General features: G+C 48.8%; 24 protein-coding genes and 1 rRNA gene. 17 read left to right on the forward strand and 8 right to left on the reverse strand.

The window, feature by feature from the left end:
- The 3 genes from rrf to VBY75_RS11100 form a co-directional block, all read left to right on the forward strand.
- Positions 1 to 108 (forward strand): 5S ribosomal RNA (gene rrf, locus VBY75_RS11090); the annotation flags it as partial.
- A gap of 269 nt (positions 109 to 377) precedes the next feature.
- The gene (locus VBY75_RS11095; protein WP_222236036.1) at positions 378 to 926 is read left to right on the forward strand and encodes a cytochrome b; all 549 of its coding nucleotides are present in this window, start codon (positions 378 to 380) and stop codon (positions 924 to 926) included.
- A 2-nt stretch (positions 927 to 928) separates the two neighbouring features.
- Positions 929 to 1510 carry a YceI family protein gene (locus VBY75_RS11100; protein ID WP_416512513.1) on the forward strand — a complete coding sequence of 194 codons (582 nt, stop codon included), beginning with the start codon at positions 929 to 931 and terminating at the stop codon, positions 1508 to 1510.
- Between the two features lie 18 nt (positions 1511 to 1528).
- Here VBY75_RS11100 and VBY75_RS11105 read toward each other — a convergent pair whose 3' ends face one another.
- The 4 genes from VBY75_RS11105 to hemC are packed head-to-tail and all read right to left on the reverse strand — an operon-like array spanning position 1529 to position 5483.
- Positions 1529 to 2692: a heme biosynthesis HemY N-terminal domain-containing protein gene (locus VBY75_RS11105; protein WP_416512515.1), complete on the reverse strand. Its 1164-nt coding sequence runs from the start codon at positions 2690 to 2692 to the stop codon at positions 1529 to 1531.
- The gene (locus VBY75_RS11110) at positions 2689 to 3813 is read right to left on the reverse strand and encodes a uroporphyrinogen-III C-methyltransferase (RefSeq protein WP_416512517.1); all 1125 of its coding nucleotides are present in this window, start codon (positions 3811 to 3813) and stop codon (positions 2689 to 2691) included. The genes VBY75_RS11105 and VBY75_RS11110 overlap by 4 nt, the downstream gene beginning before the upstream one ends.
- Entirely contained in the window at positions 3806 to 4567 is a 762-nt protein-coding gene (locus tag VBY75_RS11115; RefSeq protein WP_416512520.1) for a uroporphyrinogen-III synthase, read from the reverse strand. The genes VBY75_RS11110 and VBY75_RS11115 overlap by 8 nt, the downstream gene beginning before the upstream one ends.
- Positions 4542 to 5483, reverse strand: coding sequence for a hydroxymethylbilane synthase (gene hemC, locus VBY75_RS11120; protein WP_271332191.1), 942 nt, complete (start codon positions 5481 to 5483; stop codon positions 4542 to 4544). The genes VBY75_RS11115 and hemC overlap by 26 nt, the downstream gene beginning before the upstream one ends.
- 92 nt (positions 5484 to 5575) lie before the next feature.
- Here hemC and lptM point away from each other — a divergent pair, with 92 nt between their 5' ends.
- The 8 genes from lptM to VBY75_RS11160 all read left to right on the forward strand — a co-directional run bounded on the left by lptM (position 5576) and on the right by VBY75_RS11160 (position 12895).
- Entirely contained in the window at positions 5576 to 5722 is a 147-nt protein-coding gene (gene lptM, locus VBY75_RS11125) for an LPS translocon maturation chaperone LptM (protein ID WP_126783178.1), read from the forward strand.
- A complete protein-coding gene (gene lysA, locus VBY75_RS11130; protein WP_416512523.1) occupies positions 5719 to 6981 on the forward strand; it encodes a diaminopimelate decarboxylase in 1263 nt (420 codons plus the stop codon). Before lptM ends, lysA begins: the two co-directional genes overlap by 4 nt.
- A gap of 1 nt (position 6982) precedes the next feature.
- A complete protein-coding gene (gene dapF / locus VBY75_RS11135) occupies positions 6983 to 7810 on the forward strand; it encodes a diaminopimelate epimerase (protein ID WP_054490491.1) in 828 nt (275 codons plus the stop codon).
- Entirely contained in the window at positions 7807 to 8502 is a 696-nt protein-coding gene (locus VBY75_RS11140) for a DUF484 family protein (RefSeq protein ID WP_278357924.1), read from the forward strand. Before dapF ends, VBY75_RS11140 begins: the two co-directional genes overlap by 4 nt.
- Positions 8489 to 9391, forward strand: a complete 903-nt coding sequence (locus tag VBY75_RS11145; RefSeq protein ID WP_199494857.1) for a tyrosine recombinase XerC — start codon at positions 8489 to 8491, stop codon at positions 9389 to 9391. The genes VBY75_RS11140 and VBY75_RS11145 overlap by 14 nt, the downstream gene beginning before the upstream one ends.
- A gap of 26 nt (positions 9392 to 9417) precedes the next feature.
- On the forward strand, positions 9418 to 10128 hold the full coding sequence (locus VBY75_RS11150; protein WP_199494856.1) for an HAD-IA family hydrolase: 711 nt from the start codon (positions 9418 to 9420) through the stop codon (positions 10126 to 10128).
- 97 nt (positions 10129 to 10225) lie between these two features.
- On the forward strand, positions 10226 to 12397 hold the full coding sequence (uvrD, locus tag VBY75_RS11155) for a DNA helicase II (protein ID WP_054490484.1): 2172 nt from the start codon (positions 10226 to 10228) through the stop codon (positions 12395 to 12397).
- A 75-nt stretch (positions 12398 to 12472) separates the two neighbouring features.
- Entirely contained in the window at positions 12473 to 12895 is a 423-nt protein-coding gene (locus tag VBY75_RS11160; protein WP_054490482.1) for an OsmC family protein, read from the forward strand.
- On the opposite strand, the gene rarD is transcribed toward VBY75_RS11160, so the two are convergent.
- Together rarD and VBY75_RS11170 are read right to left on the reverse strand one after the other, a co-directional pair.
- A complete protein-coding gene (rarD, locus tag VBY75_RS11165) occupies positions 12872 to 13807 on the reverse strand; it encodes an EamA family transporter RarD (protein ID WP_416512528.1) in 936 nt (311 codons plus the stop codon). The genes VBY75_RS11160 and rarD overlap by 24 nt on opposite strands.
- A gap of 25 nt (positions 13808 to 13832) precedes the next feature.
- Positions 13833 to 14297 (reverse strand): thioesterase family protein, encoded by a 465-nt coding sequence (locus tag VBY75_RS11170; protein ID WP_054490478.1) that lies wholly within the window; start codon positions 14295 to 14297, stop codon positions 13833 to 13835.
- Between the two features lie 60 nt (positions 14298 to 14357).
- Between VBY75_RS11170 and recQ the strand changes: the two genes are divergently transcribed.
- From recQ to VBY75_RS11185, 3 genes are read left to right on the forward strand one after another with little or no spacing between them, the layout of a single operon-like run.
- Positions 14358 to 16202, forward strand: a complete 1845-nt coding sequence (gene recQ / locus VBY75_RS11175; protein ID WP_222236019.1) for a DNA helicase RecQ — start codon at positions 14358 to 14360, stop codon at positions 16200 to 16202.
- A gap of 9 nt (positions 16203 to 16211) precedes the next feature.
- Complete coding sequence (locus VBY75_RS11180; protein WP_416512530.1) at positions 16212 to 16472, forward strand: DUF3630 family protein; 261 nt, start codon at positions 16212 to 16214, stop codon at positions 16470 to 16472.
- The gene (locus VBY75_RS11185) at positions 16465 to 19248 is read left to right on the forward strand and encodes an EAL domain-containing protein (RefSeq protein WP_416512532.1); all 2784 of its coding nucleotides are present in this window, start codon (positions 16465 to 16467) and stop codon (positions 19246 to 19248) included. Before VBY75_RS11180 ends, VBY75_RS11185 begins: the two co-directional genes overlap by 8 nt.
- Before the next feature lie 36 nt (positions 19249 to 19284).
- On the opposite strand, the gene VBY75_RS11190 is transcribed toward VBY75_RS11185, so the two are convergent.
- Positions 19285 to 19758, reverse strand: coding sequence for an Hsp20 family protein (locus VBY75_RS11190; RefSeq protein ID WP_199494850.1), 474 nt, complete (start codon positions 19756 to 19758; stop codon positions 19285 to 19287).
- Between the two features lie 229 nt (positions 19759 to 19987).
- Between VBY75_RS11190 and VBY75_RS11195 the strand changes: the two genes are divergently transcribed.
- Positions 19988 to 20992 carry a hypothetical protein gene (locus tag VBY75_RS11195; protein WP_416512534.1) on the forward strand — a complete coding sequence of 335 codons (1005 nt, stop codon included), beginning with the start codon at positions 19988 to 19990 and terminating at the stop codon, positions 20990 to 20992.
- Positions 20993 to 21004: 12 nt separating this feature from the next.
- Entirely contained in the window at positions 21005 to 21829 is an 825-nt protein-coding gene (locus tag VBY75_RS11200; RefSeq protein ID WP_224798440.1) for a mechanosensitive ion channel family protein, read from the forward strand.
- On the opposite strand, the gene VBY75_RS11205 is transcribed toward VBY75_RS11200, so the two are convergent.
- On the reverse strand, positions 21826 to 23658 hold the full coding sequence (locus VBY75_RS11205) for an ABC transporter ATP-binding protein (protein ID WP_416512537.1): 1833 nt from the start codon (positions 23656 to 23658) through the stop codon (positions 21826 to 21828). The two genes, VBY75_RS11200 and VBY75_RS11205, sit on opposite strands and share 4 nt — an antisense overlap.
- 114 nt (positions 23659 to 23772) lie before the next feature.
- On the opposite strand from VBY75_RS11205, the gene VBY75_RS11210 reads away from it, so the two are divergent.
- Positions 23773 to 24198 carry a DUF6746 family protein gene (locus tag VBY75_RS11210; protein ID WP_054490462.1) on the forward strand — a complete coding sequence of 142 codons (426 nt, stop codon included), beginning with the start codon at positions 23773 to 23775 and terminating at the stop codon, positions 24196 to 24198.
- Positions 24199 to 24202 lie beyond the last annotated feature (4 nt).

Here is a 24202-nt window from a genome sequence, read left to right on the forward strand (position 1 = left end):
CCATAGCGGTGTGGCACCACCTGAATCCTTTCCGAACTCAGAAGTGAAACACACCAGCGCCGATGGTAGTGTGGGGTCTCCCCATGCGAGAGTAGGTCACCGCCAGACTATTAATAAAATAGCCCTCAGCTTACGCTGGGGGCTTTTTTTATGTCCGAAACAAAATTCAGTAGCCTGACGTTCACGTCAGGTGAGTCGATTCCCCCCCGACCAGCTTGAAGCCTAAATCATACCAACCTACCATTTATTCATCCCTTCCTGATTAATAAACTAACCTTTGTTTCTATTTTTTAGAAAATAAACGGCGATATTTACTGATATTCATTTCATATAATTGGACTAAGATACTATTTGTACGAACGAAAGAGATGAAAGCAATGTTTAGAAATACACAGACAGGCTACGGTGCCATTACCATCGTTATTCATTGGTTAACGGCTCTGATGGTTATCGGGCTTTTCGCCCTTGGCTGGTGGATGCTCACTCTAACCTATTATGACGAGTGGTATCGATTGGGGCCTTGGTGGCATAAGTCCTTCGGTATCGTATTACTTGCTTTAACTGTTCTGCGAGTCATCTGGACTTTATTGAATACTAAGCCTAAACCTTTAGGCAGCAGGTTGGAACGTGTTGGTGCTAAGGCAGGCCATTTGTTGCTTTATGTACTGTTATTTACGGTCATGATCAGCGGCTTTTTAATATCCACCGCAGACGGCAGCTCTATCAGCGTCTTTGATTGGTTTTCGGTGCCTGCGGTGATTACCGATTTACCAAAACAAGAAGACATTGCCGGTGAAGTGCATTGGTATTCCGCGTTGGCGTTAGTGATTTTAGCCGGCGGTCATGGTTTAGCGGCAATGAAACATCACTTTATCAATAAAGACAGCACACTAATTCGAATGTTTGGAAAAACTAAGAGGAAATAATTATGAAAAAGACATTAATTGCAGCCGCTGTGGCGGGTAGTGCATTATTTACTTCGGCAGCTATGGCAGAAGATTATAAAATTGATATTGAGGGGCAACACGCCTTTATTCAATTTAAAATCAGTCACTTAGGTTATAGTTGGTTATATGGTCGTTTTAATGATTTTGAAGGGTCTTTTAGTTACGACGAAGATGCCCCTGAAAATGCGTCAGTGAACGTAACCATCGATACTTCCAGCGTTGATACAAACCATGGTGAGCGTGACAAGCATTTACGTGGAGACGACTTCTTAAGCGTATCTGATCATCCGACGGCGACATTTAAAAGCACCAAATACGTACCGGATGAAGATGATAAAGAGGAAGGTACTCTGCATGGCGAATTCACGCTTAACGGTGTTACCAAAGAAATCGCTATCGATGTTGAGCATATCGGCGCAGGCGAAGATCCATGGGGCGGATTCCGCCGCGGTTTTGCGGGCGAAGTTGATTTAACCCTGGCGGACTATGGAATTGACTACAACTTAGGCCCTGACGCCAAAGAAGTACAGTTGATGCTGTCTATTGAAGGTGTACGTCAATAATCACAGCACCAACCTTAGTTAGTGAGCTAACGCCTCTTTGTAGGCGTTAGCTGCTAATTGGCTATCGCCCAGCGCATGGTAAGCATCGCCTAAAATACGATAAACATGACTGCTAGGCTCAATCTCCGCTAGTTTCTTCAACGCTCGCTGCGCTAACGAGAAGTCCTGATTGTCCATCGCAATTTGCGCCAGAGCATACAAATAGTCTCTGCTCTCAGGGTTTTGCTTTAACTGAGCCTGTACAAATTCCAGCAGTTTTTCCGATTTCGCATTAAATAGATGCAGAGAGTTTACCGCAGCCGGCTCTAAGTCACCTCGTTTAAGGCCTTTAAGAATCACTCTTGCGGATATTTCGTGATCGCCCAAATGCTTCAACGCGGCGGCATAACTTAAACGAACGGTTGCATCAGCACGTTGCTTACTTGGTAAGCTGCGCCACTCGTTGTAGAGCATTTCGTTACTTTTACGCCCTTCAGCAACAAAGCGTTCGAAATACACCTGATACTCAAGGCGTTCGAACTCAGCTGGAGCAAGGTCAGTTACCTGGCGAAGCTCCGGCAAAAGCTCCTTCAGTTGCTGCCAGTTTCCCGATGCGCTAAATACGCGGTAAGCCAATTTCAATACGTTAGCCGTATGAGGTTTTGTTTTTAACAGGCTTTGGATTTTGCGGTCAGCTTCTGCCGGGTTCACTTTAACCTGTTGCTCAATAACGACCAATTGTAAGAGTGTGTCGGAGTTTTCATAAAAACTGCCGGCTTCTTCCTGCCAGTAGGTTGCTTTACCAGCGTCTTTATCAAGACAGGCGGCAGCGGCAGTTAATGCCGCAAGGTTATTATCCGGCGCCTTTTTATAGGCTTTGGCAAAGCTCTCGGCGGCTTTATTGGGTTCATCATTGAGTAACTCACGAATGCCCTGCTGATACATTGTCTGGGCTTTGCGCTCGCTGCGATTGGCCAGCCATTTTCGACCCTGGCGAGTTTTACTCAGAAGCCGACGCAGTAACGACCAAACAACGGCCAGCACAGCAACAGCCACAACAGTTACCACAAATAGACCGACAACGGTTGTCTCAATGGCAACGCCAGCAAACTGAACCAGAACGTAACCCGCGTTACCAGAGGTCATGGGGCCAATAATGGCACCTAATATAATGATAACAACCAGCGCAATGATCCACTTCATGACGCATCTCCCTGCTCAATTGTCTGAGCAATGAAGTCCAGTGACTCAAGCTGATCGAGGCTTTGCTCTTCAAAGTCCTCGCGACTTAGCGCCTGAATGCGGGATACGACATCTTGCGTGGCCGCTTTATCGCCTTTTACTTCTAAAATCAGTTCTGATAACTGCTCTAGATAACGCTGCCATAATTGTTCGTTGTTCTTAACTGCGGCTTGCTGAGCCAGAGTAAAGGTTAACTGAATTCGCTCGTTAATAGCCGTACGTTGAGTGACATTTAATAAAGGCTCCGGGTCACTTTCTACCGGCTGAATGCGGATAAAGTTATCAAGGAACGACTGCCAGTTAGCACTCAGGTTAGTTTGCCAGTCGTTAACGTCGTCGCTGACGGCCTGAGTGTCAGAGCTGAGACGCTGCTGATTGTTATTTACTTTATCCGGTAAGTCAGCCACCCGTTGCTGAAGCCCCACTAGCTGTAAAGCCAGATCAGTGTTGTCGGCTTCTACTATGGCATTAACCCGCTCAATATCTCCTGCTAATTTTTCGCGGGTACGAATGACGTCCCGGTTGTCGATACCCACTAACTGCTGGTCCGCAAGCTTTAAAAGTCTAAGCGCCGCTTTGTAGTCTTCCTGGCTCCACATCATTCGTGCTGCGGCTGATAGCGTTTGTTTAATTTCCACTAAGCGCCAGTAAGCTGCTTTTTCTGCCGGCGTTTTACGGACATCATCGCGTAAATCTTCCAGGCTTTGGCGTAGATTGGTGAATTCGCGTTGTAACTGCTGATCGGTATTACTGAATTTATCGAGTTCCCGTGCCTGAACGGTGCTTTGCAGTTGTTGCTCTAAATTGGCGACTGAGCGTTCCAATTGGTTAAAACGAGCGTCAATCGGGTCCTGTCTTGGTTGCTCTACAACCTGCTCAGCGTCCGCGTTAAATATAGCGGGGAAGCGAGTGTAACCCCAGTAGGCTGCAGCCGCTATAGCCACTAAAATAACGAGCCACATTAATCGCTTAAAGAAGCGCCCACTACTTTTCTCTGCCGTCAGCGTCTCTTCTTCGGGTTGATCGTTGTTCTGGTCATTATTCTGTAACTCGTCGTTCTCTACTCTATTCTCTTCAGTCATGAGTTTTTCCATCCGCTATTAGCGCATTCATTAATATGGCGTCCGCTGCACTGCCTGTTACTTTGATACTGTCTGATTGTCCAAAAGGAATCAAACCTTTCAAGCGGTGACTTGGCACTATCCACTGACAATTATCCAGCCATGTCTTTGCCGAGCTTGGCATTGATGACAGAAAGTATCCCAGTTGCTCAGCACTTGTAACTACTATAGTACCTACTGATTTTATCCACTGTTCAATAAGTTCGGGATCATTCAATGTGAGTTGTTTCCTGCGGTAAACTTCCCAGTAGTCAACGGATGCGCCTCGTGCCCGTAGCGCATCGGCCAGTAACTCACGTCCGCCCTCACCCCGAATAATTAACCAGCTTTGCTGTTCCAGCTTTTGCAGATCAGCCAAGTCCAGTAACCCCTCGGACTGATGTATAAAAGTAGGGCAACTTACCGGCGTGTTTAAGTGCTTTGCAGCAAATGAAGCCGTACCGGGGCCAACGGCATAATATTTAGAGGGAACATCGATAAAGCCGGCTTTTGCAGCGTAATGTGCCGCGTTTTTGCTGACAGCAACAATACCATCCCAATGCCGTTGCTTAAGATCGGTTAACTGCTTTTTATCCACAGCCAGGGGCTCTATTTCAATAAAACTGTGAACAAAGCACTCTCGGCCGGTCTCGCGCAACTGGCGAGTGAAGGCGTCCGGCATATTACCCGGACGCAGCAGTAAAACCGCTTTATGACTGACTGGATTCACTGTCATAGACTGCACTTAAAATTTCGGCTGCACCTTGTTTAAGTAACCGCTCAGCAAGCTCTGAACCTAGTTCTTCCGCCTTAGACGCCGGGCCGCGCACTTCATCTCGAAGTACTTTACCACCGTCAGGCTCGCCAACCAGGCCGCGTAAGTAGACGTTGTCGCCTTCCAGTTCAGCATAAGCACCAATAGGCACCTGACAACCACCATCCAGACCGCGGTTCATTGCACGTTCTGCTAATACTCGTGTACGGGTTTGCTGACATTGCAGTGGCGCCAGTAAGGCCTTCATTTCGTCGTCATCGCTGCGACATTCAATGCCCAGTGCACCTTGTCCGTTAGCCGGTAATGACTGCTCCACCGGAATAAAGGAGGTAATACGGTCGCCAAGCTCTAATCGAATTAAGCCTGAAGCGGCCAGGATAATGGCATCAAATTCACCGTCATCCAGTTTGCGTAAACGGGTCTGAACATTGCCGCGTAAATCTTTTATGACTAAATGCGGAAACTGCTCTTTAACCTGGCAACGACGACGCAAACTACAGGTTCCGACCACGGCGCCTTCCGGCAGTTCATTAAGGTTTTTGTAGTTGTTGGATACAAAAGCATCACGCGGATCTTCGCGTTCACAAATGGTGTGAAGCTCCAGCCCCGGCGGGAACTCAACCGGTAAGTCTTTCATGCTGTGTACGGCAATATCCGCACGCCCTTCCAGCATGGCTACTTCCAGTTCCTTTACGAATAAACCTTTGCCGCCAATCTTTGCCAGCGGGGTATCCAGAATGACATCGCCTTTGGTAGACATAGGAACCAGCTCTACCGACAGGCCCGGGTGCAGCTCTTCAAGGCGCTGTTGAATGTGTTCAGCCTGCCATAAAGCCAGCTTGCTTTTGCGTGTTGCAATTCTAACGCGTTGGGTCATTCGTTTTCCTTTACGACGATTAATGACTTTTTGGGTATCTGGTGCGATGATAGGCACCAGAGAAACCCAAACGGAATACCTATAGTTTAGCGATGTTTAGTCGAATTGTAATCAAGACGCTGGTGCTATCAGCCATTTTAATGACTTTAGTTGGTTGTGGTCAGAAAGGACCATTAACGCCTGAGCCTATGCCTGAGCAAAATACACCTGCAGAGCCGCCGGCGGAAGATAAAGAATGAGCGAATTAATTGACTATAAAAATGGCCAATTTCACATCGAAGGCTGTGATGTTGAGAGCCTGATTGAGCGTTTTAGCTCGCCTTTGTATGTTTACTCTAAAGGTCAGATTTTAAAAAACTGGCGCGAGTTTCAACAGTACTGGCCAACCCCTCACAAACTTTGCTACGCGGTCAAAGCGAACAGCAACTTAGCTATTTTACAGCTACTGGCTGAGCACGGTGCCGGGTTCGATATTGTGTCTGGTGGCGAGCTTCAACGCGTACTCATGGCTGGTGGCAAAGCGGAAGATATTGTCTTTTCCGGTGTGGCTAAGTCAAAAGATGAAATCATTATGGCGCTGGAAGCGGGCATTGGCTGCTTTAATGTTGAATCCGAGGCAGAGCTTGAGCGCATTCAGGACATTGCTGCTGCCATGGACAAACAGGCGTCAGTATCGTTAAGAGTGAACCCCGATGTTGATGCCAAAACGCATCCGTACATTGCCACAGGCATGAAAGCCAACAAGTTTGGCATCAGCATGTCACTGGCCAAGCCGGTTTTTCTGAAAGCGCATAGCCTGCCTAATATTAACTTAATTGGTGCGGACTGCCATATTGGCTCGCAGATAATGACAGCCGAACCTTTTCTTGATGCGGCTCAGCGTATGTTTAATCTGGTGGCAGAGTTGGAAAAGGACGGTATCAACTTAACCCACCTGGATTTAGGTGGCGGTTTTGGTGTGGCGTATCAGCCGGAAGAGCCGTTGGATAAAGCCTTTTATTTAAAAGAACTGGTTAAGTTAGCCGAGAATTACCCGCAAATTACAATGGTACTGGAACCCGGTCGCGCGATTACCGCAGATGCCGGAGTTCTGCTGACGACGGTGGAATACATTAAACCCTCAGACGATAAGAACTTTGTACTGGTAGACGCCGGCATGAATGACTTATTACGTCCGTCTTTGTATCAGGCCTGGCACGACATTCTGCCGGCACACGAGAACAAACGCGGCGGCGACCAACTAAACGATGTGGTGGGACCGGTGTGTGAAACCGGAGACTTTTTCGGACACGCGCGGCATTTGCATGTGCAGCAGGGCGATGTACTTATCGTCAAGCATGCTGGTGCTTATGGCTTCACCATGGCATCAAATTATAACAGCCGAGGCCGTCCGTCCGAGGTTTTGGTCTCTGGTGAAAATGCTACACTTATCCGCGAGCGAGAGAGCTTTAATGATCTTGTCCGGGGCGAGCACTTGTTACACCAGGAAGGCCAATAAAATGTTATTACATTTTTCAAAAATGCACGGGCTCGGCAACGACTTTATGGTGGTGGATAATGTCACCCAGAATTTATATGTGAATCCGGACCAAATTCGTCGTTGGGCAGACCGGCATACAGGCATTGGCTTTGACCAAATGCTGCTGGTTGAACCACCCTATGACCCCGACCTGGATTTCCATTATCGTATTTTTAACGCAGACGGCAGCGAAGTTGCGCAATGTGGTAACGGTGCCCGTTGTTTCGCAAAGTTTGTCAAAGCCAAAGGCTTAAGCAATAAAAACCATCTTAAGGTCAGCACCAAAGCGGGCAAAATGGTTTTGCATTTAGAAAAGGACGGACAAGTAACGGTGGATATGGGCGAACCCTTATTCGAACCGGCGGCGGTGCCTTTTAAAGCGCAAAAGGCGGAACAGACTTACGTTTTACGAGTAAAGGATGAAACCGTTTTGTGCGGCGTTTTGGGGTTAGGCAATCCGCATTGTGTTATTGCAGTGGATAACGTCGATACGGCACCAGTGCAGACTCTTGGCGCTGACTTAGCTGCGCATGAGCGCTTTCCGGAAAGTGTGAACGTGGGTTTCATGCAGAAAATATCCGCTGATGAAATTAAACTGCGCGTATTTGAGCGTGGAGTCGGTGAAACCATGGCCTGCGGAAGTGGTGCCTGCGCTGCAGCTGTCGCGGGCATTCAACAAGGTTTACTGAACGAACGAGTAAAAGTCAGCTTGCCGGGTGGAGATTTGCTCATTCGCTGGCAACAAGGGCATCCGGTTAAAATGACCGGCCCCGCAGAATTGATTTACGATGGACAAATGGTGTTATGAGTAGCGAATCGAACATAATGGCAAATGAACGGCTGGACGACAGCCTTATCAGAGAATACTTACAAGAGAACCCTGACTTTTTTACGCGAAACGATGATCTGCTTGCTCAACTGCAGTTTCAGCACAGTGAAAAAGGAGCAGTGTCGTTAATAGAGCGTCAGCAACAGAAGCTGCGTTTGCGCGTGAATCAACTGGAAGAAGAAATTACCGAGTTGATGATTAACGCACGTCGTAACGAGGCTATTTTTTCTGCTTACAGTAACTTGTATGTTCGCCTTCTGCGTTGCCAAAGTCTGACTCAGGTACTGGAAGAGTTAGAAAACACCTTTGAAAATGAACTGGAAATGCCGGCTTTGTCACTCAAGTTCTTTGACAGCCCTGTGGAGCTGGATGAGCAATACAGCTTTGCTTCCGACACTCACAAAAAGCTGTTGAGCAAGCGCTTTAATGACAGCTCTATTTATCTTGGGCGTTTAACCGAGCAGGAGCATAAGCTGTTGTTCCAGGACGAAGACATAGCCTCAGTTGCTTTACTGCTGCTGGGCGACAACGGTGAGTTGGGTATGCTTGCGGTTGGCAATACCAATGCCAGCCACTTTGAGCCGGCAATGGACAAATTATTGATCAATCAGCTACAGGCTCTGCTAAGTGCATTGTTACCGGGGCTACTGAAAAACCATGAAGCTGCATGACTGGCAGCAAAAATGGATGCAACAACTGCAGGGAGAGCGAGGGTTAGCAGAGCTGACGCTGAAGAACTATCAGCGTCTTATTGCCGCTGACCTGGCTGCTCTTGAACTGCAAAAAATAACTGAACCTAAAGCACTGCGTGTGCCTGTTATTGAACGGCTTTTAGTTGGCTGGCGCCGCAATGGCCTGGGTGAGCGTAGTATTGCTTTAAAACTATCGGCGTGGCGGACATTTTGCCAGTTCATGGTGGAATCTAACGCTATGGATGATAACCCCGCCATGTCGGTATCAGCTCCGAAGATCCCCAAACGCTTACCCAAAAACCTCGATGTGGACAGTATTTCCCATTTACTGGATTTACCCACAGATGATGACCTGGCGATTCGCGATGCCGCCATGATGGAGCTGCTGTATGCCAGTGGTATTCGTCTGGCTGAGCTGGTCAGCCTTGATCGAGATGACATTGATCACCGTATGATGCAATTAAGGGTAACGGGTAAAGGCAGCAAAACGCGCATTGTGCCCTTTGGCCGCTGCGCAGAAAAAGCCTTAAAGAAATGGTTGTCAGTCCGTCAATCCTGGCTTAACGAAAAGCCCGAGCTGGCGCTATTTGTCAGTAAAAGGCTGCAGCGTATTAGTCCGCGTACCGTGCAGCAGCGGCTGAATTACTGGGGTAAGCAGCAAGGTGTAGTGGGTGACTTGCATCCGCATAAACTGCGGCATTCATTTGCTTCTCACATGCTAGAATCCAGTGGTGACCTGCGTGCTGTGCAGGAAATGTTAGGGCACGCTAACTTATCCACAACTCAGGTGTATACACATTTAGATTTTAAGCGTTTAGCCAGTGTTTATGACAGCGCCCACCCGCGTGCCCGGAAAAAATCGACCTAAATTCAACTCAATGAGAGTAATGCGTTATGCAGTTTCATCGCCGTTGGTATTTGCCCAAAGTCATTAGTTTTGATTTAGACGACACACTGTACGACAACGTGCCGGTTATGCAGCGCGCAGAGAAAGCGGTGCATAACTACATTACAGAACAATTTCCGCAAACCGCTGAGTGGGATATGCACCACTGGCGTCGTTTTCGTGACGAAGTCAGCCGAACCGATCAAGCTCTGGCCAGCGATATGACCAAGCTTCGACTGAAAACACTGGAGTTAGGGTTAAAAAAGTTCGGTATTGGTGACGTATCAAAGGCCGCAAACACCATAATGGATGTGTTTTTGTCTGAGCGTAGCAATTTTCAGGTGCCATACAACAGTTTTGAGTTACTTGAAGCATTATCGCAGCATTACAAACTGATAGCGCTTAGCAATGGTAATGTCGATGCCGGAAAAATAGGCTTGGCGAAATACTTTGATCAGGTGATTCAGCCAGGAGATGGTATTCGGGGTAAACCTTTGCCCGATATGTTTGCGGCTGCGCAACGTGAATTGCCTAATTTGCAGCCGCATGAGTTTTTACACGTGGGTGATCATCCTTATTCCGATGTTCTTGGTGCGCAGCGTCATGGCTGGCAGTCGGCCTGGCTAACCTCCGGCCTGGGAACCTCAGAACATTTGTCGGTATTACCAACGGTTACTTTGCATAATCTGAGTCAGCTTCAGCAACTTCTGCTGGACTAAAGCGTCTGATTAACTACTGGTTGCTTATACAGTGATGCGCTATTACACTGGCGCATTAACGCAACACAGTTCCCAATAATGACTTAGGTGACCGCAGATGAGTACACACCCGCTTCTGGCAGATTTAAATGAACGACAGCAGCAAGCCGTGTCTGCAACAGACGGGCATATGCTGGTTCTGGCGGGAGCCGGTAGTGGCAAAACCCGTGTGTTAGTGCACCGCATCGCCTGGCTTATTCAGGAGCGGCAGTATTCGCCTTTTAGTGTGCTGGCGGTTACCTTTACCAATAAAGCCGCGGCGGAAATGCGTGGTCGTGTTGAGCAACTGGTTGGCAGCTCAGTGCGCGGCATGTGGATTGGCACCTTCCATGGTCTGGCGCACCGCCTGTTGCGCGCGCACTACATGGATGTGGGGTTGCCCCAGAACTTTCAGATCCTCGACAGCGATGACCAACAGCGGCTGATTAAACGCTTAATTAAAAGTTTAAACCTGGACGACAAACGTTGGCCGGCAAAGCAGGCGCAATGGTACATCAACGGTAAAAAAGACGAAGGTTTGCGCCCGCAGCACATTGAAACTTACGACCCGACAGAGCAAACCCTAAAAGAAATCTATACTTTGTATCAGGAAAGCTGTGATCGGGCCGGTCTGGTCGACTTTGCGGAGCTGTTATTACGGGCACACGAATTACTGCGCAATAACCGGATTGTCCGCGAGCATTACCAAAACCGTTTCCGGCATATTCTGGTGGACGAGTTCCAGGATACCAACTCCATACAATATGCCTGGGTGCGTTTACTGGCTGGCGAACAAAACAGCGTGACTATTGTGGGTGACGATGATCAGTCCATTTACGGTTGGCGTGGTGCAAAAGTCGAAAACATTCATCAGTTTTTATCCGACTTTGAAGGCGCAGAAACCATTCGCCTGGAGCAAAACTATCGTTCAACCAGCACCATATTGCGCGCAGCAAACTCGGTTATTTCCAATAACTCTGGGCGGCTGGGTAAGGACTTATGGACTGATGGTAACGATGGCGAGCCCATTAGCCTTTATGCCGGTTTCAATGAAATGGATGAAGCCCGGTACATTGTTGCCCGCATTGAAGAATGGAGAGATCAGGGCGGTTCGCTGCAAGACGCGGCTCTTTTGTACCGAAGTAACGCACAATCGCGTATTTTAGAGGAAGCTTTGCTGCACGCACGTATTCCCTATCGTATTTATGGCGGTTTACGTTTCTTCGACCGTCAGGAAATTAAAGATGCACTCGCCTATTTGCGAATTCTGGGTAATCGGGACGATGACGCCGCTATTGAACGAGTGATCAACACACCAACCCGGGGTATCGGAAACCGAACTCTGGAAATGATCCGTCAGGCCGCCCGCGAACGTGGCGAGTCTTTATGGCAGGCTTCAAAGTACATGGTGAATGAAAAGCAGCTGGCCGGTCGTGCGCGCAATGCGGTTGGTTCTTTTCTCGATTTTATGGAAGCTCTGGACGACGAAACCGAAGAGTTTTCGTTAGGTCGCCTGAGCGACGAAGTCATTAAGAAGAGCGGCCTTATGGCCATGTACGAAGCCGAAAAAGGCGAAAAAGCTGAAACTCGGGTAGAAAACTTAAAAGAGCTGGTTACGGCTTGCGAGAACTTTACCCTGGATGACGCCGAAGAGGACATGACCCCTTTGAACGCTTTTCTGGCGCACGCAGCTCTTGAGGCTGGTGAAGAGCAGGCCGATGAATATCAGGACGCGGTGCAGCTAATGACGTTACACAGTGCCAAGGGTCTGGAATTTCCGTTGGTGTTTATGACTGGCGTGGAGGAAGGCTTGTTTCCGTCCCAGCAGTCTATGGATGAACCAGGAAGATTGGAAGAAGAGCGGCGACTTTGCTACGTGGGGATGACCCGCGCCATGCAAAAGTTGGTGCTTACTTACGCTGAGCAGCGCCGTATTTATGGTCAGGAATTGTTTCACAAAGTCAGTCGCTTTATTAGCGAAATTCCGCCGGACACGCTGCACGAAGTGCGCATACAAACCAAAGTTGAAAAGCCCAGTAGTTATAGCCGATTTAATAACGCAGCCAGCCATGAGGCCTTTGAGCAGACTGGGTACTCACTTGGGCAACGTGTACGCCACCCGAAATTTGGCGAGGGTACGGTATTGAACTACGAAGGCACCGGGCCGCAATCCAGAGTCCAGATCAATTTCGATAACGTTGGCAGTAAGTGGCTGGTTGTTTCGTATGCACGCCTGGATCCCGTCTTCTGAAGTGTAAAGTAGTGATCAAAAAATGCGTTCTTCGACTATGTTTAAAGTACATACATACTATGTCGGAGGCATTTTATGAAACGCTCTGCAAATGCACAGTGGAAAGGCAGTATTAAAGAAGGTTCAGGTGTTGTTTCAACGCCAAGTGGTGTTTTAGACAGTACCCAATACTCATTTAAGAGCCGGTTTGAAGACGGTAAGGGCACTAACCCTGAAGAGCTTCTTGGTGCTGCGCACGCAGGCTGCTACGCCATGGCGTTTTCGTTAATGCTGGGAGAGTCTGGCTATGAGCCGGACAGTATTGACGCCAAAGCCGAAGTTTCCTTAGAGGAAGACGGTGATGGCTTCAGCATTGCGAAAATTCACTTAACGGTTAAAGCCAGCATTCCGGATATTGACGAAAGCAAATTCCAGAAACTGGCAGAAAAAGCGAAAGACGGCTGTCCGGTCAGTAAGGTGTTGAACGCTGACATCTCAATGGATGCCAGCCTCAGCTGAAGCTAATCGCTTCTTCGCTTTACGATCCCGCTGGCGCTGTATTATTGAATCGAAACTGTACAGTGCCAGCGCACTCCAGATAATAATAAAGGTAACCAGCTTACTTTCCTCTAAAGGCTCACCGTAAACCACCACCGCTAATATGAACATTAATGTTGGCGCAATATACTGAAAGAAGCCCAGTGTCGCATAACGTAAGCGTTGTGCTGCAGCCGTAAAACACAGCAGTGGAATGGTTGTTACCAGCCCCGCAGCAACCAAAAGCAGATTTAAGGTCCACGGGTTAGCGGTTAAATCACTGCTGGCCGACTGTGCGAAGCCAAATAGGTAAATCAGCATAACCGGCAGCAAAATAGCCGTTTCGAGCCACAGCCCGCTAATGGAATCGACCGGCAGACGTTTGCGAATGGCACCATAAATGGCAAAGCTGGACGCTAAAGCCAGAGCAACCCAGGGCACAGAGCCAAAGGTAATAACCTGAATAGAAACCCCTACCATCGCCATGCCAATGGCAATTAACTGTAACCGACGCATACGCTCGGCGAAAAAGGCCATACCAATAGCTACGTTCAGTAGTGGGTTAATGTAATAGCCCAGGCTGGCGTCCAGCATATGGTCGGTGTTTACCGCCCAAATAAACAAAAACCAGTTGCCGCCCAGTAAGCAAGTGGCAAGAGTCAGACGCAGTACCAGTTTGCGGCTTTTCAGAATAGGACGAATGCGATCCAGCCGTTTCATGGCAACGATCAGCACAAACACCATTAAAAACGCCCAAATAATACGGTGGGAGAGTATCTCGAACGCAGGCACCTGCTTTACCAGTTTGAAATAAACCGGTGCAATGCCCCAAAAGGTGTAGGCAGCAAGTGCGAAAAAAACGCCATGCCGCGCCCGAACTGCGTCATCGGACATAGTGGGAATCCTTATTTAATCTGCGTTAGCCGACCAGGTAAGTACCGGTTCCAAACGCTATGTGCGTGCCTTCTTCGTTGTGCAATTCCATCCTCGCTACCGCCACTTTGTTGCCTGAGCGGATAATGGTTGCGCTGGCAATAAACTCAGTGCCACGGCCCGGACGGAGGTAATCAACCCGAAGGTCAATAGTACCACAACGGCTCAGCCGCTCCATTAAATAAGCTTCAGAAGGTGACTCCAGTCTGTCGACCATGCCGGCAATAGCGACCAGTCCTCCGGCGGTATCCAGCGCCGTAGCCGTAACCCCGCCGTGCAACATACGCTGTGGTACATTGCCCATAAGCTGGTCTTGCCATTTAAATCGAATTTCACCACGGGCAGGGTTAAATTCCGTAATTTCCAGGCCAAGCAGTGCCTGGAACGGAACCTGAGTGTTCATAAACTCGGAAACTTTTGTCAGTATTGTTTGTGTATTCATTTTCGGCATGGTGATTAACGAACAGGACGCTTACAATAAGAGCATGTTACTCGGGAAGTCAATATAACCATGCACAGCAGTACCGCCGAAAAAACGCAGTTTGATCCGCTTCAGCAGCAGCTTGAGTCTACCTTTGGCTATCATCAGTTTCGTGATGGCCAGCAGGATATTATGCAGGCCGCTATGCAGGGGCGCGACTCTCTGGTGCTGATGCCAACCGGTGGCGGCAAGTCGCTTTGTTACCAGTTGCCGGCCATTTGTGGTGACGGCCTTACTCTGGTTATTTCGCCATTGCTGTCATTAATGCAAGACCAGGTAGAGGCGCTTAAGGCATTAGATATTTCAGCGGCAACGCTGCATTCGGGGGTAACATCACAAGAATCCATGGCAACAATGCAAGGGCTACAGAGCGGCGACATTAAGCTGTTGTACGTAAGCCCTGAGCGAGTTTTGCAGCCCTCCTTTATTGAGCGGTTGCAGTCATTAAAGCTCAATTTTATTGCGGTCGACGAAGCGCACTGTATCAGCCAGTGGGGGCACGACTTCCGACCTGAATACGGCAAACTCGGAGTACTGCGTAATTACCTGCCCAATGTGCCTTTTATGGCATTAACGGCAACTGCCGACTCTGCAACCCAGCACGACATTATTGAACGACTGTGTTTGCGCGAACCTTTGGTGCACCGCAGTTCATTTGACCGCCCCAACATTCGTTACGTGGTACAGGAAAAGTACAAGCCGCTGAAGCAGGTTCGTGACTACGTTAAAAAGCAAAAAGGCGCCGCCGGTATTATTTATTGCGGTAGCCGCAAGAAAACTGAAGAGCTGTCTGAAAGTCTTCAACAAGCTGGCGTGCGCGCTGCGCCCTACCATGCCGGTATTGAGCATCAAATAAAGGAAAGTACCCTGCGGCAGTTTCTGCGTGACGACATAGACGTTGTTGTGGCAACAGTGGCCTTTGGTATGGGTATTAATAAGCCGAACATTCGTTTTGTCATTCATTTTGATATTCCACGCAGCGTGGAGTCTTATTATCAGGAAACCGGGCGTGCCGGTCGCGACGGCCTGCCGGCAGAAGCGCTTATGCTTTATGACCCGCGCGACGCGCAGTGGATACGGCGGATGATAGAAGAGCAGGAAAATGAGCAGCGACGCCTGGTTGAGGCGCAAAAGTTTTCAGCAATGCAGGCCATGGCAGAAGCCCAGACCTGTCGACGCCTGGTGGTGCTGAATTATTTTAATGAATACTCCGATAAAGAATGCGGAAACTGTGACTTGTGCCTGGATCCGCCGCAACGCTATGACGGTCTGGAAGATGCCCAAAAGGCGCTGAGCTGCGTGTACCGGGTAGGCCAACAGTTTGGTATTAACCATGTGGTTGAGGTTTTACGCGGCTCAAAAGCGCAACGGGTTATCGAGCTTGGACACGACCAGCTCAGTACCTATGGCCTGGGCAAATCGGAAACACAGGAGCATTGGTTCTCGGTGTTAAGACAGTTGATTCATCGAGGGCTTATTCTGCAGGATATACGCCGTTTTGCGGCGCTTCAGCTTACTGACGCAGCGCGTCCGGTGTTAAAGGGCGAAGTTCCGTTGGAACTGGCCAAGCCGAGAATCGAATTAACCGCTACCAAAACCCGTATTACCGACCGTGGCGACTATAATAAAATATTGTTCCGGCGTTTACGTAAATTACGTAAAGACATTGCCGACCGTGACCAAGTGCCACCATTCGTTGTCTTTAGCGATGCAGCATTAGTTGAAATGTGTGTGCACTATCCCACAACAGCCAAAGATATGTTAGAAATCAATGGCGTTGGGGAAGTGAAACTGGCACGTTATGGTGATGACTTTATGCACGCCGTGGAAGCCTTTCTGTCCGGAGCCAGCGAGCGACAATTATTTAACGGGTAATAAAAAGCAATGGAAGACAATGTCATTACGTTAAAAAGTACACCACCGGAAGCCGAGCTTGAGCTTTGGGTTGATGAGCTTTGTGAGCGTATTGGAGCCACTGTTCGTGAAAGAGAACAGGCGGCAGACCAGTTTTGCTGGCGCTTAAGTATAAACCAGCGCCATTGGTTATTGTTTTACTCTGAAATTTGCGATGCCACCTGGCTGCAGGCTTTGGAAGAGCCGCAGCCTGCGGTACAAGCGAAACTGGCGGAGTATGGCTATGTTTAGGTATTGGCTGGTCGGGTTATTATTAGCGTTAGGGTTAGGCCAGTCTGCGGCTGCTCAGGAGCCGCTTACCGTTTCTCCGCAAACTTCCAGACTCATGCTGAATGAATATCTGAACTATCGTGTTGTGGATAAGAGTTTAAATGTTGAAAATATAGCGGTGAATGAACCCCAGCGATGGCTCAGCCCTTCACAACTGCAGGACCATAATTACGCCGGTGAACGACCAAATGTCTGGGGCGTTATCCCGCTGTTTAACCGCAGTAATGCCCCCCTGACTTTTCATCTTAAGTTCGGCGATCCTTATTTGGAAAAAGTTGGTGTCTACTTACTGGATAAAGAAGGCCAAATAACAAGCCAAAGCATCAGTCGTTTTTCGACGCCAATTTTACAGCGAGAGTATTTATCACACGAGCAGGTGCTGCCCGTTACCATACCCGCTAACAAAATTGTCTGGCTGGCCGTATCGGTTCAGCAGTGGCCAGAGCAAATGCCTTCCGTAAGCTTATGGCAACCCGGAGACTTGCAGCTACGCCTGCAGCAGCAACAAACTGCGCTGGGTGTTAATGCTGGTATCCTAATTTTATTAGCTCTGGCTGCAGCCACCTCGGCGAGGTTATTTGGTAGTCGTCTGTTAATTGCGTTTGGCACACTAACACTAGCCTTTACGTTGTCACTGCTGCTGCATAGCGGTGTCTGGATCACCTATTTTACGCCATACTCGCCGGACATAGCGGCAGTTTTGAAAGGCTACATTAGCCAGCTACTGATTGTTGCACTCAGTTGGTTTATCTGGGAGTGGTCGCGTTTTCGTTTCAAGCTATCGAGGTTTAACCGAATTGGTTACTCGGTAATGTTAATTGCTATCGCTATGACCATTTTATTGCCGTGGCTTCCGGAGCCTTGGCAGTTGGCGCTTATTTCCTGGGAAATTAACGCACTACTACTGTGGGGCGGTGTTGTCGTTGGGCGCAGTTTGCAGAAACAGCCTGTGTCAGGGCATCGCTGGCAAACCGCACTGATGGTACTCACCGTATTATCCGCCTGGTTATTAGTCTCTCCTCGTTATAATCCAATTTGGGAAGGGCTTTCAGGGCTTCTTTTGTATAGTGGTCTGACGCTGGTCACTATTATGTTTTTACTGGCATTAGAGCGTTACCGTCTCAGCCGTTTAATGCAACGTATTAGCCATTTAAAGCAAAACCGAAAAGCCTTGCGGCGCAGGTTATGGCGGCTGTTGAAACGAACCGGGGAAGGTTGGTTTCAGATGAATTCTGACGGCAGTATTAAGCAGGTTAACCGTCAAATGATGAGAATTCTCGCGGCGCACTCCGAAGAACAAATTCGGGCCAACTGGCCTAACGGGTTTAATATTGATGGTCAGCGGCAATTGGTTTCTATTGAACGTCTTGATGGTCGAAAAGTGTGGCTGGATATCGAGCTTTTCACTGATAATACCGGGCGTATAGCAGATGTTACTAAACGCATGGAAGCGGAAGTTCATTTGAATTTCCTGGCGCATCACGACGCCGTTACCGGGCTGCTCAACGTGCGGGAATTTCGGCGTTTATTACAAGACAGGCTGGATAAGAAAAAGACTTCAAGTGTGACTATTATTCGCCTCACAGGCTTGCAGGTTATCGCTGACCAAGCGGGCTCCGACGGGCGTGATCAGGCTATATTGCAGTTGACCTTGTCGCTTCAGCAAAAAGCTCCGAAAAGTGCACGAGTTGCCCGTATTAGTGAAACGGAAATTGCCTTGTTAAGCCGTGAGGATGAGCAAGCCGCGTTTGCACAGGCTCATCGTTTGCTTCAGTTTTGCCGTGAGTTCCGTTTCAGCAGTGATAAGCGCATATTTCAGCTTACTGCACACGCCGGTATTTCCTACAGCGCAGATGAGGACGTTGCAGCCAGTACGTTAATGCGACAAGCGCGTGAGGCCGTTCAGCTTGCTATGCAGCAAGGTGACTACCGGGTGCATTCCTACAGTGAAGCCGATCAGAAACGTTTAATAGGCCAGGCCGAGGCGGAATGGGAAACTCGGTTGAAAAAGGCTTTAAGGGAAGAAGACTGGCAATTGTTTTCGCAGCCGCTTATCAGTACGTCTAAAAGCGAAGACAAACACTGTTTCGAGGTATTGCTGAGGCTACCCGGCTCAGGCTCTGATGAAGCCATTGCACCGCAACAGTTTCTGAGATCAGCATTGCGGGCGGGTGTGATGGGTAAAGCCGACCGCTGGCTAGTTCGCGAAGTTATTGAGCACTTTAACGAACAACCGTTTCAGGCAAACAGAACCTGGCGTTGCCACATAAATTTGTCGGCGCAAAGTCTGGAGGACGTCGACTTCATTCGTTTTCTTGAGCAAATTCTTAAGCAGTCGGTGCTGCAACCGGAACAATTAATGTTTGAAGTGGCTGAGCCCGATGCCGACAAGTATTTTGATGAAACCTACCGTCTGTTCAAAGAGCTTCAGGGGCTGGGGGTTGGTACAGCGCTGGATCAGTTCGGAACAGGCTTTAATTCATTTCGTTTAATGCGGCAGTTGCCGTTAACGCAAATTAAGGTCAATCGCTTTTGGGTGCAGGACATGTTGGTGGACGCTGTTGATGCAGAACTGGTAGCAAGCTGCGTTCGTATTGCTAAAGTGCTTGGTATTGAGGTGTGCGCAGTAGGCGTTGAAAGTGACGAAGCGCGCATTAAGCTCACTCAGCTGGGTGTAGACTATGTCCAGGGGTTCGTCTGTGGGCACCCAGTAGAGTGGCAACGTCAGGAAAAATAGGGCGGCTAATTGCCGCCCCTCATCCAGTGCTTAAGTTTAAGCAGCATTTTCCTTACTTTTGGAACGATCTTCCAGCAGGTCTTTAGTCGAGCTGCCAATGTTGATGCGTTTCGGCTTCATGGCTTCAGGAATGTTTTTCACCAAGCCGACCGTTAACAGACCGTTCTTTAAGGCTGCGCCTGTGACTTCAATGTGTTCAGCCAGGCTGAACTTACGTTCGAAGGCACGGTTTGCAATGCCGCGGTGCAGATACTCGCGTTTTTCGTTTTCTTCGGCTTTCTTGCCGGTCACACGAAGCACGCCGTTCTCTACTTCAATTTCCAGATCATCCTCTTCAAAACCTGCAACCGCCAGGGTAATGGCGTACTGGTTTTCTGCTACCAGTTCAATGTTGTAGGGAGGGTATCCGGTTGCACCAGTATCTGAGCGTAGTGCCGAATCCAGCAAAGATGCCATACGGTCAAAACCTACACTGCTACGATATAGAGGGCTTAAGTCGATAGTTGCCATAATAGTCATTCTCCTAAGAAGCAATAACGTTAATTGTAATAAACAAGTGACACACCATGTGTCGGTTTAAGGCGGCTCTCTCAGAGACACCGGCCTTAACTCTTATATGTGCGCTGGTTAAATTGGTTTCAAGAGTCTATTTGCAAATTTTTCATTGGACTCTGCTTCAGGGCACTCTATTATCGTTGTTAAGCACTCACTTATTTTATCCGTTAAAAGGGACCTTAGAATGGCCGAAGAGCCAAAGAAAACGTGGCAATGGGTTACGGTTGACGATTATGAAAAACCTGCGGTGCCGACCGTTATTAAGGTTAAAAAGTGGTGGGGAAAATTTATTCGATGGATAACCCCTGAACAAGAGCAAGAAAGTGAGGATGGCCAGTCGAGTGCGCTGGAGCTCAGTTTTGACGACGCAGCAGATGCTTTGGAACAGTGTTTTTCTGAGTGGCCGGAGGACGACGAAGATAACAGCTTACGCTGGATAATCGCACCACCTCATTCAGGTGTTGAAGAAGCCGTAAAGAAGTGGGCTGAGAAGCATAGTCTCAGGGAAATGAGCCTGCCCGACAGAGAATCACTTTGCGACCCGGATGATTCTACTCTGCCTGAATTTTTGTCCAAGTCCGATGATAATAAGCCGTGGATTTTGCCACAGTTAGCGCATGGTTTTCTTCGTCAAACCAATGGCTTGCGGTGGGTGCGCGAGTTCTTTTCCAGCGTTCTTTCAGGCGAAGCGGGAAAAGGCGTTATTGTTTGTGACAGCTGGGCGTGGGCCTTTCTTGAAAAGGTCTGGCCGGTTCCGGTAAGCCAACTGTGGACTTTGCAGGGGTTGGATCAACCGGCGCTGGAGGAGCTTGGTTTGGCTTGTGGCGATGGCCGTCTGCGCGCGTTAGCGGCATTAAGCCGCGGTAACGCAGGTGTGGCTGCTGCCTATTCCGATCGTTACCAGCGCAGTAGCGAGAAACCTTTTGAAACACCCAGCATGCCTTCAGAGATTAACGATGCCACGGCTTTTGTCTGTTATGCTCTGCTGTTACACCGAGGTTTGAATAAAGGGCAGTTGGTTAAGGTGTTGCCAATAATATCCGGTAGTCAGCTTGAAATTCAGCTACAGGTTTTGCATCAGCGAGGTTTGATAGAGCTTGAGCAGGAGCTTTGGTATGTCACTGCACGCGGTTACCCGGTTGTCCGGGAGCTTTTGGCCTCGCGGGGCTTTTGGCTAGACCGGTTTTAACGGGAGACATTAATGGAAACAGGATCAGTAGACGACGTTACCGGACTCTTTAAATCGCTGGACGGCTTCGCGATCTTTGAAATAGCAGTGATTTTCGTTTTTGCACTAGCGATAGTTTGGCTGACTCAGCGTGTTTTACCCTGGGTTGCCTCCCACCTGCACGGCAAACGCCGACTGTACACTTTGGCCTTAGTACCAATGATTCGCATACTGGTATTGGTTGTTGCTCTGGTTATGATAATGCCCCGGATCATTGAGCCAACGTTGCAGAACATGGTGGCAACACTGGGTGCAGCGGGCCTGGCTATAGGTTTTGCATTAAAAGACTATGTGAGTAGTTTAATTGCCGGAGTAGTGGCTATTCATGAAATGCCCTACCGACCGGGTGACTGGATAGAAGTTGACGGTAGTTATGGCGAAGTTACCCATATAGGCATGCGTACGGTCGAGTTAGTAACCAACGACGACACCGTTATTTGGGTACCACACTTAAAACTCTGGGATAACCTTATTCACAATGCGAACAACGGCGGCCCCAGTTTAATGTGCATTGCTGAATTTTATACTCAGCCAGAAGCCGACGCCTATCAAATACGAGATGCTCTGGAAGAAGTGGCTCTGACCAGCCCGTATTTACAGCTGGGCAAGCCCATAGCGGTAACAGCGGCGGAACAACCCTGGGGCACCAAATACCGCTTAAAAGCCTACCCGATAGACCCCAGACAGCAGTTTCAGTTTATTACTGACATGACAGCCCGGGGTAAAAAACGCTTAATGGAACTGGATGTACGCTTCGCCAAAATTGAATCTGACGAAGCGTACGAGCTAAAACACTAAGCTTCTTTTGCTAAAAAACCACCCGACTGATGACGCCACAACTTAGCGTAGAGACCGTCCTGGGCAAGCAGCTGTTCGTGGCTGCCCTGCTCAATAATCTCACCCTGATCCATAACCACCAGCTTATCCATAGCAGCAATAGTCGATAAACGGTGAGCAATGGCAATAACGGTTTTGCCCTGCATCAGTTGGTACAGGTTTTCCTGAATGGCATTTTCTACCTCGGAGTCGAGTGCGGAAGTGGCTTCGTCCAGAATCAGAATGGGGGCGTCTTTTAGCATGACGCGGGCTATGGCAATGCGCTGGCGCTGGCCGCCGGACAGTTTCACGCCACGTTCACCCACGTGGGCATCCAGACCGGTGCGCCCTTTGCTGTCACTTAAGTCCGCAATGAACTCTTCGCAATGAGCACGTCGCACCGCATTCATGAGTTCCTCTTCACTGGCTCCCGGGCGACCATACAAAATGTTGTCACGCACTGAACGGTGTAGCAAAGAAGTGTCCTGAGTTACCATACCAATATTGGCGCGCAAACTGTCCTGCTGCACTTTATGAATGGCCTGATCATCAATACGAACCTCACCGCCTTCAACATCATAAAAACGCAGTAACAAGTTCACCAGGGTGGATTTTCCGGCACCGGAGCGGCCAACAATGCCGACTTTCTCACCAGGCTTAATGTGCAGATTAAAGTCGTCCATTACGCCATGCCCCTTGCCGTAATGAAAGCGCACATGATCGAAGGCTATGTCGCCGCACTCTACTTTTAAAGGCGGTGCGTCAGGTTCATCAACAATGCGTTGAGGTACGGCAATAGAGCCTATTCCGTCCTGAACAGTACCTATACTTTCAAACAGGGTCGACATTTGCCACATGACCATTTGTGACATACCAAATAAGCGCAGAACCAGGCCAATAACCACGGCAACCGCCCCCAGAGTGACGGCATTATCCATCCATAACACAATAGCGGTAGCGGCCGAGCTGAACAGCAGTGCGCAGTTAATGAAATAAAGAAAACCATAAAGCTGAGTGACCAGGCGCATTTGCTTGTGCACCGTGCCTAAAAAGGTATCCATACCGTCATGGGCGAAAGCCGCCTCACGCTGAGAATGCGAAAACAGCTTAACGGTTTGTATATTGGTGTAAGAGTCGACTATGCGGCCGGTCATATTGGAACGAGCATCCGCCTGTTCGGCAGAAACTTTACCCAGCTTAGGCACAAAGAAACGCAGCAGCAGCGCGTAAAGAATAAGCCAGCATGCCAGTGGCAGCATCATACGCCAGTCGGCACTGCCAATAATGACAAACATCCCCAGAAAATAGACGACGACATAGTTCACTATTTCAATAAAGGTCATGATGCACTGGCGCAGGGCGAGCGAGGTTTGCATCAACTTGGTGGCGACCCGGCCGGCAAACTCATCCTGGTAGTAGCTCATGGACTGTTTCATCAGGTAGCGGTGGCCCAGCCAGCGGATACGCATGGGGAAGTTGCCAAGCAGTGTCTGGTGGGTCAGTAAGGAGTGGAACCAGACCAGCAGAGGCAGGCCTAACAAAACCAGCGTGCTCATACCTAACAGCGGCCAGAACTGGTCGCTTAACAAGGTCTCTTTGTCCTGAGCGGCAAGCCAGTCGACAATCTGCCCTAAAAAGCCAAACAGCCAGACTTCAGCTACGGCAATGGCAGCCATAAGTAGCGCCGTAACGGTAAGGAAGGGGGTCGCACCTTTCGTATAATGCCAGCAGAAAGCAAAAAAGCCGGTAGGAGCCTGAGTGGGTTCCTCCGCAGGGAAAGGGTTTAATCGGCGCTCGAACCACGAAAACATTGCGTCACTCCTTGATATACATCAAGCTAAGAATATCAGGTTCGCATTCATTCAGCTTGTAAAAAATGGACATTTGAACAATAATGAGAACCATTAACAACTAATGAGGTTTTTATGAAAGCTTTAACAATGATACTAGCAGGCGCAGCACTGCTTTTTAATGTAGCCGCTACGGCCAGTGACAATGATGACGAGCAGCGTTACCAGCATTTTAAACCAGAGGCTTCTGAAAACTTAGAACAGGCTATTATGAACCTGACGAAATATAACGCCAAATTACAGGAAATTGTGAATGGCGATTTAGACTCACAGGACATGGTGAAAGTACACGAGCTGACTTACACACTGGAAGTGGCACTGGCCCGTTTAAGTAAAGAGCTCGACGTAGCGGCAAACTCTCTGGAAGAAGTGCATTTAGGCTCTGAGGCAATGAACAAACAACGTGTTAAAGGCTTTGGTAAAAGCTACTTAGATACCCTGAACCATGTGTTAGGCGAGCATAGCAAACACCATGAAGGTGAGCACAAAGAGCACCACTAAAAGC

It is taken from the genome of Idiomarina sp. HB (assembly GCF_048059115.1).
In the GTDB taxonomy this organism is placed as follows: Bacteria; Pseudomonadota; Gammaproteobacteria; order Enterobacterales; family Alteromonadaceae; genus Idiomarina; species Idiomarina abyssalis.

Excerpts from the sequence above, each read along its gene's own strand:
- VBY75_RS11095 (WP_222236036.1), top strand. The coding sequence starts at position 378 with ATGTTTAGAAATACACAGACAGGCTACGGTGCCATTACCATCGTTATT.
- VBY75_RS11100 (WP_416512513.1), top strand. The coding sequence starts at position 929 with ATGAAAAAGACATTAATTGCAGCCGCTGTGGCGGGTAGTGCATTATTT.
- VBY75_RS11105 (WP_416512515.1), bottom strand. The coding sequence starts at position 2,692 with ATGAAGTGGATCATTGCGCTGGTTGTTATCATTATATTAGGTGCCATT.
- VBY75_RS11110 (WP_416512517.1), bottom strand. The coding sequence starts at position 3,813 with ATGACTGAAGAGAATAGAGTAGAGAACGACGAGTTACAGAATAATGAC.
- VBY75_RS11115 (WP_416512520.1), bottom strand. The coding sequence starts at position 4,567 with ATGACAGTGAATCCAGTCAGTCATAAAGCGGTTTTACTGCTGCGTCCG.
- hemC (WP_271332191.1), bottom strand. The coding sequence starts at position 5,483 with ATGACCCAACGCGTTAGAATTGCAACACGCAAAAGCAAGCTGGCTTTA.
- lptM (WP_126783178.1), top strand. The coding sequence starts at position 5,576 with ATGTTTAGTCGAATTGTAATCAAGACGCTGGTGCTATCAGCCATTTTA.
- lysA (WP_416512523.1), top strand. The coding sequence starts at position 5,719 with ATGAGCGAATTAATTGACTATAAAAATGGCCAATTTCACATCGAAGGC.
- dapF (WP_054490491.1), top strand. The coding sequence starts at position 6,983 with ATGTTATTACATTTTTCAAAAATGCACGGGCTCGGCAACGACTTTATG.
- VBY75_RS11140 (WP_278357924.1), top strand. The coding sequence starts at position 7,807 with ATGAGTAGCGAATCGAACATAATGGCAAATGAACGGCTGGACGACAGC.
- VBY75_RS11145 (WP_199494857.1), top strand. The coding sequence starts at position 8,489 with ATGAAGCTGCATGACTGGCAGCAAAAATGGATGCAACAACTGCAGGGA.
- VBY75_RS11150 (WP_199494856.1), top strand. The coding sequence starts at position 9,418 with ATGCAGTTTCATCGCCGTTGGTATTTGCCCAAAGTCATTAGTTTTGAT.
- uvrD (WP_054490484.1), top strand. The coding sequence starts at position 10,226 with ATGAGTACACACCCGCTTCTGGCAGATTTAAATGAACGACAGCAGCAA.
- VBY75_RS11160 (WP_054490482.1), top strand. The coding sequence starts at position 12,473 with ATGAAACGCTCTGCAAATGCACAGTGGAAAGGCAGTATTAAAGAAGGT.
- rarD (WP_416512528.1), bottom strand. The coding sequence starts at position 13,807 with ATGTCCGATGACGCAGTTCGGGCGCGGCATGGCGTTTTTTTCGCACTT.
- VBY75_RS11170 (WP_054490478.1), bottom strand. The coding sequence starts at position 14,297 with ATGCCGAAAATGAATACACAAACAATACTGACAAAAGTTTCCGAGTTT.
- recQ (WP_222236019.1), top strand. The coding sequence starts at position 14,358 with ATGCACAGCAGTACCGCCGAAAAAACGCAGTTTGATCCGCTTCAGCAG.
- VBY75_RS11180 (WP_416512530.1), top strand. The coding sequence starts at position 16,212 with ATGGAAGACAATGTCATTACGTTAAAAAGTACACCACCGGAAGCCGAG.
- VBY75_RS11185 (WP_416512532.1), top strand. The coding sequence starts at position 16,465 with ATGTTTAGGTATTGGCTGGTCGGGTTATTATTAGCGTTAGGGTTAGGC.
- VBY75_RS11190 (WP_199494850.1), bottom strand. The coding sequence starts at position 19,758 with ATGGCAACTATCGACTTAAGCCCTCTATATCGTAGCAGTGTAGGTTTT.
- VBY75_RS11195 (WP_416512534.1), top strand. The coding sequence starts at position 19,988 with ATGGCCGAAGAGCCAAAGAAAACGTGGCAATGGGTTACGGTTGACGAT.
- VBY75_RS11200 (WP_224798440.1), top strand. The coding sequence starts at position 21,005 with ATGGAAACAGGATCAGTAGACGACGTTACCGGACTCTTTAAATCGCTG.
- VBY75_RS11205 (WP_416512537.1), bottom strand. The coding sequence starts at position 23,658 with ATGTTTTCGTGGTTCGAGCGCCGATTAAACCCTTTCCCTGCGGAGGAA.
- VBY75_RS11210 (WP_054490462.1), top strand. The coding sequence starts at position 23,773 with ATGAAAGCTTTAACAATGATACTAGCAGGCGCAGCACTGCTTTTTAAT.